Source organism: Streptomyces sp. NRRL F-2664, from assembly GCF_000719345.1.
In the GTDB taxonomy this organism is placed as follows: Bacteria; Actinomycetota; Actinomycetes; order Streptomycetales; family Streptomycetaceae; genus Streptomyces.
In genome coordinates, this window is the sequence record NZ_JOFX01000011.1 from 60,068 (window position 1) to 71,878 (window position 11,811).

Consider the following 11,811-nt stretch of genomic DNA (forward strand, 5'->3'; position numbering starts at 1 on the left):
CGCCTCACACCTTCTCCAGGGCCAGGCCGGCCCTGATCCAGCGGCTGGACTCCACGCACAGCGCCAGCGCCCGGTCGCCGGCGGCGCACTGCGGGAGCAGCCGGTCGATCTGGAGGAAGGGCAGGGCGTTGCCGGTGTTCCCGGTCTCGGCGATGCAGGAGACCTCGCGGGCGGAGCCGGCCGGCAGCCGCTCGACGATGCGGGCGGTCATCCGCTCGGACAGCTGGGGCGGCAGCAGGAAGGCGATGTCGTGGAGGTCCCAGCCGAGCCCGCCGAGCAGCTCCCAGAGGATCTCCGCGGCGATCGCGGGGACGTGTTCCTCGATGGCCTTGTAGTCCTCGGCCAGCATCCGGCGCGGCGAGTCCCGGTCGGTGGTGCCGTACCAGTCGAGGAGCTGCCCGGGTGGACGGCCGCGTCCGGCCCAGGAGTTGAGGACGGAGCGCAGGGCGATCCGCTCGCCCTCGGGCTCGTCCGTGAGGACGGCGGCGCCGGCCCCGTCCCCGAACAGCACGTGGTTGACCAGTTCCTCCGTGGGCATCCGGGCGGTGTCCGGGCGCGGCGCCAGGAACCGGTGGGTGACGTCCCCGCCGAGGACCAGCCCGGCCCGCCGGCCCCCGAGGAGCAGGCTGCGGCCGAGGTCGAGGGCCTGCACGGCGCCGGAGCAGCCGGCCTGGATCTGGTAGACCGGCAGGTGGTCGAGGCCGAGCCGGTCGGCGACCTCGCTCGCCGTGGTCGGCAGCAGCGTGTCGGGCGTCGCGGTCGCCAGGACGACGAACTCGACGTCGGCGGGCCCGAGGCCGGCGGCGTCCATGGCCCGCGCCCCGGCTTCGGCGCACAGGTCGGCGAGCGTGCCCCGGACCTCGCCGGTGACGGGGTCCCAGCCGAAGTGCCGGGTCCGCGTGCCGACGAAGAGGTCGATCCAGTCCTCGCCGATGCCGAGGAGCCGGCCGAGCGCGGCGTTGTCCACCGGGTCGCCGGGCAGCGCCGTGCCGATCGAGGCGAGGTACGCCGTGGCGCCCTCCGCCGCACCGGGGCGCCGGGTCATGAGGGCCTCGCCATGAGCACGTCGGCGAGGAAGTCGGCGAGCGCGCCGACGGAGCGCAGCGCGGGCAGCATCTGCTGCACGGACACCTCTCCCACCCGGGGCAGTCGGGCCTCCACCTCGTTCTTGAGCTGCATGACCATCACCGAGTCGAATCCCAGGTCCTCGTAGAAGCGGGCCTCGCGCACGACGCGCTCCACCGGGTGGCCGCCGACCTCGGCGACGGCCCGCACCACCGCGTGCAGCACCGGGTCCTCGCCGTCGGGCCGGTCCCCGCCGGGGTCCCTCGCCGCGGCGCCGCCGGCGGGCTGCGGGGTGTCCGGGGCGGTCCCGGCGGCCGGCCGGGCGGCCGGCGGCAGGCAGGGCTCCCGGTCCCAGGAGCGCCGCGCCGACGAGAAGACGTACGGCAGGAGGGGCTCGGTGCGGCGGTGCTCGGGGGCGTAGAGCTCCTCCCACAGCGGGTCGAGCCCGGCGCGGTACAGGGCGGCGACCGTCTCGGCGAGTTCCCGGCCGTCGGCGCCGGGGCCCGGGGCCGGGTGGAGGCGCTCGGCGCCGGGTGCGTGCCCGCCCCGGGCGGCGATCTGCAGCAGTACGCCGCGCGGGCCGATCTCGATCAGGTGGGTGGGCGTGACGTCGGCGACGAGCGCTCCCAGGGCGGCGTCCATGAGGACCGGCTCCTCGATCTGGCCGGCCCAGTAGCCGGCGTCCATGAGGTCCTGACGCAGCATCCGGCCGTAGCGGGTCGAGGCGAGCGGTACGGCGGGCGGCACGGGGCGCACCGGCTCACCGCGCAGGCCGGCGGCGGCGGGGGCCATCAGGGGCGAGTGGAAGGCGTGGGAGGCGGGCAGGGGTCTGACCCGCGTGCCCCGGGCGGTGAGCTGCTCCGTGATCCGGTGCAGGGCGTCCAGGGGGCCGGAGAGGACGGTGTCCGCAGGGCCGTTGAGGGCCGCGAGGGCCGTACCCGGTTCGGATGCAAGGACGGCGTCCAGTTCCCCGGGACGGGCGGCCGTGGCGATCATGCCGCCGCCGGCGGGCAGCGCGGCGGTCAGCGCGCCGCGGCGGACGACGAGCCGGGCGGCCTCCTCCAGGCCGAGGGCGCCGGCGGTGACGGCTGCGGCGTACTCGCCGAGGCTGTGCCCGAGGACGGCGGCCGGGACGGCCCCGAGCGAGGTGAGCGTGCGGGCGAGGGCGTACCCGACGGCGAACAGGGCGGGTTGGGCGAGCTGCGGCCGGTGCACCCGCTCGTCGCCGCCGAGGATGAGGTCGCGCACGGACACGCCGAGGTGCGGGGCGAGCGCCTCGTCGGCCTCCGCGAGGTGGCGTCGGTAGAGCGGCGATTCCCGGTGCAGCGCCGCCGTCATACCGGGGTACTGGCTGCCCTGGCCGGTGAAGAGGAAGGCCACGACGGGCCTGCCCCAGGGGCGTCCCTGCTCGGCGGCCGGGTCCGTCGGCGCTGCCGCCCGGCGCAGCGCGGCGACGAGTTCGCCGGTGTCGCGTACGGCGGCCGCGAAGCGGTGCGGGAGGCCGGTCTTGACGCGGTTGCTGCTGCGGCACAGGGCCGCCGCGCCGCCGCGCGGCCGGCCGGCGACCGCGTCGGCCTGCGCGGCGAGGTTGCGGCGCAGGGCCTCGGGGGTGTCGGCGCTGACGGTGAAGACGCCGACGGCGTCGGCCGCGCCGGGCGTCCGCGGTGGCCGGGGGGCCCGCGGGGTCGGTGGCGCCGAGCCGAGGACCGCGTGGGCGTTCGTCCCGCCCATGCCGAAGCTGCTGACGCCGGCGAGGCTCTCGCCGCGCGGCAGCCGCATGGGCGACTTCAGCAGCCGCAGGCCCCGCTCGCCGAGCCGCAGCTGCGGGTTCTCCCGGTCGGCGAACAGGCTGGCGGGGACGATGCGGTGATGCAGGGCCAGTGCGGTCTTGATGAGTCCGGCGATGCCGGCCGCGCCCTCGGTGTGGCCGAGGTTGCCCTTGGCGGAGCCGATGGCGCACGGGGTGTCGCGGGGCACGCCGTGCACCGCACCGAGCGCCGCGCACTCGATGGCATCGCCCAGTACGGTCCCGGTGCCGTGCGCCTCCACGAAGGCGACCCGGTCGGGGGCGACCCCGGCGCGCCGGTAGGCGGCGGCCAGTACCCACTGCTGCGACCACCGGTTGGGGGCGATCACTCCGTTGCTGCGGCCGTCCTGGTTGACGGCGCTGCCGCGCAGCACGGCGTAGATCCGCTGGCCGTCCGCGAGGGCGTCCGCCAGCCGGCGCAGCACCACCAGGCCGACGCCGTCGCTGCGGCCGATCCCGTCGGCGTCGGCGCTGAAGGGTTTGCAGCGCCCGTCGGCGGCGGCCAGTCCGAGCTGTGCGTAGACCGTGCCCAGGGAGGGCGAGAGCACGACGTTGACGCCGCCGGCCAGGGCGGTGTCGCACTCCTCGGCGAGCAGGGAGCCCGCGGCGAGGTGGACGGCGACGAGCGAGGAGGAGCAGGCCGTGTCGACGGCGAGGCTGGGTCCGGTGAAGTCGAAGTGGTAGGAGATCCGGTTGGCGGCCATGCCGGCGCTGCTGCCGGAGCCGAGCAGCGGGGTGACGCGGGCGGGGTCGCTCATGGTGAGGCGGCCCCATTCGCCGCCCATCACGCCGACGAAGACCCCGGTCTCGGTGCCGGCGAGGTCGCCGGGAGCCCGGCCCGAGTCCTCCAGGGCCCGCCAGGCGCAGGGCAGCAGCAGCCGGTGGTGCGGGTCCATGGCGGCGGCCTCGCGGGGGGTGAGCGAGAAGAAGTCGCTGTCGAAGACGTCGGCGTCGTCGATGAAGCCGCCGCGGGCGCCGGCCGCGGGGAAGTCCCCGGCCTCCCAGCGCTGCGCGGGGACCGGGGCGCTGCCGTGCCCGCCGCGCATGAGCAGGTCCCAGTACGCCTGCGTGTCCCCCGCCCCGGGGAACGCGCAGTCGATCCCGACGATGGCGACGTCCCCCATCAGTGCCGGTCCTGTGCGTCCGCCGGGCCGGCCGGGGGGAGCACCGAGGCGAGGTGGCCGGCGAGACGCTCCACGGTGGGGTGGTCCCACAGCAGCGTCGGTTCGACCTCCAGGCCGAACTCGTCCTCCAGGTCTCCGCACAGGCTCAGCGCCGCCACCGAGTCCATGCCGTACTCGGCGAAGGGGACGGTGGGGTCGATGGTCTCCGGTGCGCGCCGCAGGTACAGCGACAGCCGGGCGTACAGCCACTCGTGCGGCAGCACGCCGTCGGCGGCGGCGTGCCGGCCGGTGTGAACGGTCATCGTGGGGCTCCTTCGGTGCGTACGGCGCATCCGCCGGCCGGGTGCGGCTCAGCCGGGGAGGGGAGTGGAGTAGAGGTCGTAGCTGGTCTGGGTGCTGAAGCGGAGCTGGACCTCGTGCCGGATCCGGGTCTCGCACTCCGCCGGGAGGTCGGCGGTGCGCGTGCCCAGCCGGCGGGCGATGCGGTGCAGTGCGGCGGCCGCCCAGGACGGGTCGGCGAGGAACGGGTCGGGGCCGTGGCGGGCCTGGTCCCACACCCCGAGCACGGCGGCGGCGGCGAGGAGCAGCGCGTACCGGTCCATGAGGGCGAACCGCGCGGGCAGGGCCGGGGTCGCCGCGCCCGCCGCCTCCAGGGCGAGCACCCGTCCGCGTACGTCGCGGAACTCCCCGACGAGCCCGTCGGCGAGGCTGCGCAGGGCCCGCTCGACGGGGCCGTCGCCGTCGATGCCCGCGGCGACGGCGAGCAGGGTCGCGGTGAGGGAGTCCCGTCCGCAGGCGAGGCTGAGGCGTTCGGTCCGCAGCGGCGGCAGGTCGCCGTGCAGCCGGAACAGGTCGGCGGGCGCCTCGTCCTCGGTGAACCAGGAGGACCGGGCCAGTCGCGGCATCTGCGGGACGACCGTGGCCTGGCAGGCGACCGTCCCGGCGTGGCCCAGGCTGAGCACCGGCACGTCCCGGACGTGCTTCTGGAAGATGCCCAGGGTGCCCTCGCGGGTGTACACGCCGGACCCGAGCACGATCGAGAGGTCGTACATGGTCTCGGTCAGCACGCGGGGCAGCAGGTACTTGAGCGCGGCCGAGTAGACGCTGGTCTCGGCGGGCAGCAGGTGCAGGGCCCGGGTGGCGACGGCCGCGAGGGCGTCGTACAGCAGCAGGTCGACGAAGGCGTTGGTGAGCGCGAGGCCGGTGCGGCCGCAGTCCCGGATGCCGCTCTGCCAGCCGCCGGAGCGCTCGCGGTCGCGGCGGACGGCGGTGCGCAGGCTGGTGTCGACGGCTGCGACGGCCGTCGCGGCGATCACCGTACGGCTGATCTGGAACGACCGCAGGGCGGTCCGGATCCCGCTGCCCTCGGGACCCAGCAGGGCCGATCCCGGCACCGGGCAGTCGTCGAACTCCACCCCGGCGAAGCGGCAGCCGCGCAGCCCGACCGGGGTCCGGCGGGCGGTGACGGCGGCCCGCGCGCCGGTCAGCCGTCCGGGTTCCAGCAGGAGCACCGAGTGGCTGCCGCTGCCCGGGGCGGGGTCGGTACGGCAGAACAGGACGAGCGCGCCGGCCCGTTGCAGGTTGTTGACCATCGGTTTGCCGCCGCTGATCAGGTAGCCGTCGCCGCTGCGGCGGGCGGTGACCTGGCTGCGGACGAAGTCGTTGCTGTGGGCGGTCTCGTGCTGGGCGATGGCCGCCTTGCCGCCGCCGCGCAGCAGCCCGGCGAGCCAGTGGCGCTGCCGGGAGCTGCCCGCGGCCCAGACGTCGGAGGCCGCCATGAAGGTGGTCATACCGTGCCCCATGGCCAGGCCCACGTCCCGGCGGAAGACCGGACGCATGATCCTGACCAGCGTGTCCATGCCGTCCAGCCGCCCGCCGAGCGCGCGCGGCACGTATTCGTCGGCGATGCCGAAGTCGTCGAGGAGCGCCTCCCCCGCGGCGAAGGGCACCGCGGCCCGGTCGGCCTCCAGCAGGGCGGTGTAGCCGACCGGGTTGGCCGGATCCGTGGGGTCGCCGAACCGGGCCTCCAGAGCGGCCACCCGTGCCCGGACGGCCTGTTCGCGCCGCTGCGCGGCGGCGGCCGGCTCGCCGAGGAGCGAGGTCACCACCGTCTTCCTCCGTCGGCTCCCTCCGGGCGCAGCAGGTCCTCGCCGAACAGCGCGTCCTGCGGCCGCGCCAGCTCCCGTACGTCCGGGGTCAGGACCTCGTAGTCGCCGCGCAGCACGCCGTCGAGGAACAGGCCGCGCATCAGGGTGCGTTGGACCTTGCCGCTGCTGGTGCGGCGTACGGTGCCGGGCCGGACGAGGAGGACGTTGCCGGCGGGGATCTCGAACTCCTTGCCGATCAGCGCCTGGATCCGCTGGGCCACCGTGCGCAGTTCGGCGCCGCCGGCGCCGCGGACCTCCTGGACGAGGACGAGCTGTTCGCCTCCGGCGTCCACGGAGAAGGCGGCGCCCGCGCCGAGGGTCAGTGCGGGGCTGACGGTGCGGGCGGCCCATTCGACGTCCTGCGGGTACACGTTGCGGCCGTTGATGATGACGACTTCCTTGAGCCGGCCGGTGACGAACAGCTCGCCGCCCTCCAGCATGCCGAGGTCGCCGGTGCGCAGGAAGTTGCTCTCCTCGTCGTTGAGGCTGGCACGGAAGGTGTGGGCGGTCTCGGTGGGGCGGCGCCAGTAGCCGCGGGCCACCCCGTGGCCGCGCAGCCAGATCTCCCCGACGGCGCCGTCGGGCAGTTCGTGGTGGGTCAGCGGGTCGACGATGCGGACCTCCACGTCGACCGGGGTGCCGCAGCCGACCAGGGTCTGTACGCGGCCGTCCGCAGCGGCGCGAAGCACCTGGTCGCGTTCGAGGGCGGTCCGGTCGAAGTCCTTGCGGACGTGGGGGGTGCCGGGGACGCCGCCGGAGACGACCAGGGTGGCCTCGGCCAGCCCGTAGCAGGGGTAGAGGGCTTCGGGCCGGAATCCGGCGGGGGCGAAGTGGCGGGCGAACTCGTCGAGGGTCTCGGGGCGTACGGGCTCGGCGCCGTTGAGGGCCAGCCGCCAGCGGGAGAGGTCCAGCCCGGCGACCTGTTCGTCCTTGACGCGGCGTACGCACAGGTCGTAGCTGAAGTTGGGGCCGCCGCCGACGGTGACGCCGTAGCGGTCGACGGCCTGGAGCCAGCGCAGCGGGTGCTTGACGAAGGACAGCGGGGTGACCTGGACCGAGTGGCTGCCGAGCCAGACGGGGTGCAGCAGGTGGGCGACCAGTCCCATGTCGTGGAAGTAGGGCAGCCAGCTGCCGAAGCGGTCCTCGCGGGTGGTGCGCAGCACCTTCTGCAGGGCGGCCTGGTTGGCGAGGAGGTTGCGGTGGGAGACGGTCACGCCGCGCGGTTCGCTGACGGAGCCCGACGTGTACTGGAGGAACACGAGGTCGTCGGGGCGGGCGGTGACGGGCCGCCAGGCCTCGGCGTCGCCGACCTCGGGCGCGTCGGTGACCAGGCAGGACGCCTCGGGCCGGGAGTTGCGGGCCAGCCACAGCGCGACCTCGGGGGCGGCGGCCGTCTCGGTCAGTACGAGGTCCGCGCCGGTGTCCGCCAGGACGGCGGTGGTGCGGCCCAGCCGCTGGTCCCGGCCGGCCTCGCCGGGCATCGGTACGGGGACGGCGACGGCTCCGGCGTAGAGGCAGCCCGCGAAGGCCTTGAGGAACTCGACGGTGGAGGCGTACGCCAGGAGTACGGGCCGGCCGGCCGCCCCGTACTCCTGGAGGCAGGCGGCGATCCGTCTGGCCTCGCGGTCCAGCGTCCCGTAGGTGAGGTGCTCGGGCTCCACCCCGTCCGGTGTCCCGCGGAGGAAGACGTGCACGTCCTCGTCGGCGAGTTCGGCCGCCCGGGCCCGCAGGAGGTCGGTGAAGGTGGCGAAGCGCGGCTCTGACATCCTCGGCGTCCCCTCGGGTCAGCGGGCCCGTGCCGGTGGCGGACCTCGATGGCCCGGATCATGCGGGCGGGTCCTTAAGGGAGGCTTGCGCCCGCCCGGCCCGGCCGCCCGGCCCCGGCGCCTGGTCCCCCGGACCCCTATCCCGGTCAGGGGGTGGTCGCTGGTTCTCCGCGCGCGCCGCCGGTGCCTTCAATGGCGGGCACTGTCCAGGGCCGCCGCGGGCGCGCCCCGACGGCCGAGGAAGCGGGTGGAGCATGACAGCTGGTGATGTCGGTGTCCGAGTGGCCGAACTGGGAGCGATCAAGGAGTCCGTAGAGCTGGGGCCGTCGCCGGGCGCCTCCGAGGCGCAGCACGCCCGGGGCAGGCTGACCGTGCGCGAGCGGCTGGACCTGCTCTTCGATCCGGGTACCTTCCGTGAGATCGAGCAGTTGCGCCGGCACCGGGCCACCGGCTTCGGGCTGGAGGACCGCCGGCCGCACACCGACGGTGTGGTGACCGGCTGGGGCAAGGTCGACGGCCGCCGGGTGTTCGTGTACGCCCACGACTTCCGGATCTTCGGCGGTTCGCTGGGCGAGGCCCACGCACAGAAGATCCACAAGGTGATGGACCTGGCGCTGGCCGCCGGCGCCCCGCTGGTGTCGCTGAGCGACGGTGCGGGCGCGCGGATCCAGGAGGGGGTCACCGCGCTCGCCGGCTACGGCGGCATCTTCCGCCGCAACGTGGCGGCGTCCGGGGTGATTCCCCAGATCAGCGTGGTGCTCGGGCCGTGCGCCGGCGGGGCGGCGTACTCGCCCGCACTGACCGACTTCGTGTTCATGGTGCGGGACATCGCGCAGATGTACGTGACCGGCCCCGATGTGGTGGAGGCGGTGACCGGTGAGCGCATCGGCCACGACGATCTGGGCGGCGCCCAGGTGCACTCGTCGGTCTCCGGCGCCAGTGCCTTCCTGTACGACACCGAGGAGGAGTGCCTCGAAGAGGTGCGGCACCTGCTGTCGCTGCTGCCGTCGAACAACCGCGAGCTGCCGCCCGCGCTGGCCCCCGGCGATCCGGCCGGCCGGGCCACCGGGGCGCTGTGCGGGCTGGTCCCCGCCGACCCGGCCCGCTCGTACGACATGCGCGCCGTGATCGAGGAGATCATCGACGACGGCGACCTGTTCGAGGTGCACGCCCATTGGGCGACGAACATCATCTGCGGTCTGGCCCGGCTCGACGGGCACGTGGTCGGCATCGTCGCCAACCAGCCGGCCTCGCTCGCCGGTGTGCTCGACATCAACGCCTCGGAGAAGGCGGCCCGGTTCGTGCAGACCTGCGACGCCTTCAGCATCCCGCTGGTGACGCTGGTGGACGTGCCCGGCTTCCTGCCGGGCAGCGCGCAGGAGCACGGCGGTGTCATCCGGCACGGCGCGAAGCTCCTGTACGCCTACTGCGCGGCCACCGTGCCCCGGGTGCAGGTGATCCTGCGCAAGGCGTACGGCGGCGCCTACATCGTGATGGACTCCCGCTCGATCGGCGCGGACCTGTCCTTCGCGTGGCCGACCAACGAGATCGCCGTGATGGGCGCCGAGGGTGCGGCGAACATCGTCTTCCGGCGGGAGATCGCCGCCTCCGACGACCCGGCGGCGGCGCGGGCGCAGCGCGTCAAGCAGTACCGCCAGGAACTCATGCACCCGTACTACGCCGCCGAGCGCGGCCTGGTGGACGACGTCATCGACCCGGCCCGGACCCGGCAGGTGCTGGCGGACGCACTGGAGGTACTGCGGGTGAAGCACGTGGCCCTGCCCGAACGCAAGCACGGCAACCCGCCGTTCTGACCGTGCCCGCCTCCCCCACGCCCCTGAAGATCGTGCGCGGCGACCCGGACAGCACGGAGCTGGCGGCCGTCCTCCTGGCGCTGCTCGCCGTCGCCGCACCGCCGGACGACACCGGCGGTGCCGCCGCGTCACCGCCCCGGGCCCCCTGGCCGCCCCCGCGCGGCTGGCGGCCGCCGGGCTCCTGGACCTCCCCGTGACCGGGGCGGGCCCCCACCGAAAGGACACCGAACGACGATGAACCGTACGACCCCGGCCACCGCCTTCGCCCCGCCGGCGACCGGCGACTGGCTGCGCCGCTTCCACCCCGCCGACGACGCCCCCGTACGGCTGTTCTGCTTCCCGCACGCGGGCGGCGCGGCCAGCTACTACTTCCCGATGTCGCGGGCCCTGTCCCCGGACGCCGACGTCGTGCCCGTGCAGTACCCGGGCCGGCAGGACCGACGGGGCGAGCGGTGCGTCGACGACCTGATGGAGCTCGCGGACCGGGTCACCGAGGAGCTGCTGCCCTGGTGCGACCGGCCGGTGGCGCTGTTCGGGCACAGCCTGGGCGCGTCCCTGGCCTTCGAGGTGGCGCTGCGGCTGCGGGAGGCCGGGCAGCCGGCTCCTGTGGCGCTGTTCGCATCGGGACGCAGGGCGCCGTCGCACCACCGCGAGAACCAGTGGCTCCACCTCGCTCCCGACGAGCAGCTGCTCGCCGAGATCAGGGGGCTCAGCGGCACGGACCCGGCGGTCCTGGCCGACGACGAGCTGCTGCGCTCCGTGCTCCCGGCCGTCCGCGGCGACTACAAGGCCGCCGAGACCTACCGCTACCGTCCGGGGCCGGCCCTGGCCTGCCCGATCACCGTCCTCACCGGGGACGCCGACCCTGCGGTGACGGCGCAGGAGGCAGCGGGGTGGGCCGACCACACCGAGGGGCCCTTCGCCCTGCACCGCTTCCCCGGCGGCCACTTCTACCTCAACCAGCACGCCGCCGAGGTGAACGAACTGGTCCGGCGCGCACTGGCGTAGGGCCGGGCGGCGCCCCCGCCCCGTGCGGACCGGGGGCGCACGCCTCGGGCGCGCCGGGGCGCACGCGAGGTGAAACCGGATCGGCAGTGGGGCGTTAGGGAAGGTGGGCCGCCGTTCGCCCGTGGTGCACGCGACAGTACGAGGAGCACGATGACACACCCCAGGCCCGCCGGACGCGGCCGGATGAAGCTCGCGGCCCGGTGCCGGGTGGCCACCGAGGCCCCCGCCTTCGGACTGACGGTCTTCTGCGTGATCCTGCTCAACGCCGCGCTGATGGGCGTCGAGACGTACAGCGGCCTCGCCGCCGACCACCGACTGCTGCTGCACACCGCCGAACAGTGTTTCCTGGGTCTGTTCAGCCTGGAGATGCTGCTGCGCATCGGCGCCTACGCGGACCGGCCGAAAGCATTCTTCCGCGACCCGTGGAACCTCTTCGACCTCGCGGTCGTCGTCTGCGCCTTCGTCCCGTTCGTCCGGGAGAACACCACCCTGCTGCGGCTGCTGCGACTGGCCCGGGTGCTGCGCACGGCCCGTTTCCTGCCGCACCTGCGCATCCTGCTGATCGCGGTCGGCCGCAGCCTGCCCGGTACCGCGAGCTTCCTGTTCGTCGGCGGACTGGTGCTGTACGTGTACGCGATGGTCGGCTGGGTCTGCTTCGCCGAATCCGACCCGGGGCACTACGGGTCCGTGGGCCGCGCGATGCTCACGCTGTTCCTGCTGACCACGCTGGACGGGCTGACCGACGCCGTCCGCGCAGGCCTGCAGATCTCCCGCCTCAGCATCGTCTACTACGCCTCCTACGCGCTGCTCGCCTCCTTCGTGCTGGTCAACGTCCTGATCGGGGTGGTGCTCAACTCCCTGGACGAGGCACGCGAGATCGAGGACGCGGCCCACCGCGCCCGCAAGCAGCCGGGCCCGCCGCCACCGGCCGCGGTCCCCGGCGCCGACGTCCGCGACCGCATCGCCACGGCCCGGCGCGCCCTGGACGAACTGGAGGCGAGCCTGCCCGCCCCCGACCCACGCCCCGCCCGCCACCTGGAGACCACCCCGGCGGGCTCCTGACCGGCCGCTCGCTCCCGG

9 protein-coding genes are annotated in these 11,811 nt (G+C 74.9%); 4 read left to right on the forward strand and 5 right to left on the reverse strand.

The genetic code is table 11. The features are described from left to right. Nucleotides 1-4: 4 nt before the first annotated feature. Genes IF89_RS0113280 through IF89_RS0113300 form a run of 5 tightly spaced genes read right to left on the reverse strand, consistent with a single transcriptional unit; the run spans nt 5 to nt 7,909 of the window. Nucleotides 5-1,045 carry a 3-oxoacyl-ACP synthase III family protein gene (locus IF89_RS0113280; protein WP_030766014.1) on the reverse strand — a complete coding sequence of 347 codons (1,041 nt, stop codon included), beginning with the start codon at nt 1,043-1,045 and terminating at the stop codon, nt 5-7. Continuing rightward, nucleotides 1,042-3,996 carry a type I polyketide synthase gene (locus IF89_RS0113285; RefSeq protein ID WP_030766015.1) on the reverse strand — a complete coding sequence of 985 codons (2,955 nt, stop codon included), beginning with the start codon at nt 3,994-3,996 and terminating at the stop codon, nt 1,042-1,044. Before IF89_RS0113285 ends, IF89_RS0113280 begins: the two co-directional genes overlap by 4 nt. Then, on the reverse strand, nt 3,996-4,298 hold the full coding sequence (locus IF89_RS0113290) for an acyl carrier protein (protein WP_030766016.1): 303 nt from the start codon (nt 4,296-4,298) through the stop codon (nt 3,996-3,998). Before IF89_RS0113290 ends, IF89_RS0113285 begins: the two co-directional genes overlap by 1 nt. A 48-nt stretch (nt 4,299-4,346) precedes the next feature. Next, nucleotides 4,347-6,104, reverse strand: coding sequence for an acyl-CoA dehydrogenase (locus IF89_RS0113295; protein WP_030766017.1), 1,758 nt, complete (start codon nt 6,102-6,104; stop codon nt 4,347-4,349). After that, nucleotides 6,098-7,909, reverse strand: a complete 1,812-nt coding sequence (locus IF89_RS0113300; protein ID WP_030766018.1) for a fatty acyl-AMP ligase — start codon at nt 7,907-7,909, stop codon at nt 6,098-6,100. The genes IF89_RS0113295 and IF89_RS0113300 overlap by 7 nt, the downstream gene beginning before the upstream one ends. Before the next feature lie 254 nt (nt 7,910-8,163). On the opposite strand from IF89_RS0113300, the gene IF89_RS0113305 reads away from it, so the two are divergent. The 4 genes from IF89_RS0113305 to IF89_RS0113320 all read left to right on the forward strand — a co-directional run bounded on the left by IF89_RS0113305 (nt 8,164) and on the right by IF89_RS0113320 (nt 11,793). Beyond that, nucleotides 8,164-9,723 (forward strand): acyl-CoA carboxylase subunit beta, encoded by a 1,560-nt coding sequence (locus IF89_RS0113305; protein ID WP_051807042.1) that lies wholly within the window; start codon nt 8,164-8,166, stop codon nt 9,721-9,723. 2 nt (nt 9,724-9,725) lie between these two features. Beyond that, nucleotides 9,726-9,920, forward strand: a complete 195-nt coding sequence (locus tag IF89_RS0113310; protein WP_030766022.1) for an acyl-CoA carboxylase epsilon subunit — start codon at nt 9,726-9,728, stop codon at nt 9,918-9,920. Nucleotides 9,921-9,957: 37 nt separating this feature from the next. Beyond that, nucleotides 9,958-10,731 carry a thioesterase II family protein gene (locus tag IF89_RS0113315; protein WP_051807043.1) on the forward strand — a complete coding sequence of 258 codons (774 nt, stop codon included), beginning with the start codon at nt 9,958-9,960 and terminating at the stop codon, nt 10,729-10,731. A gap of 150 nt (nt 10,732-10,881) precedes the next feature. Beyond that, the gene (locus tag IF89_RS0113320) at nt 10,882-11,793 is read left to right on the forward strand and encodes an ion transporter (RefSeq protein WP_030766029.1); all 912 of its coding nucleotides are present in this window, start codon (nt 10,882-10,884) and stop codon (nt 11,791-11,793) included. Nucleotides 11,794-11,811 lie beyond the last annotated feature (18 nt).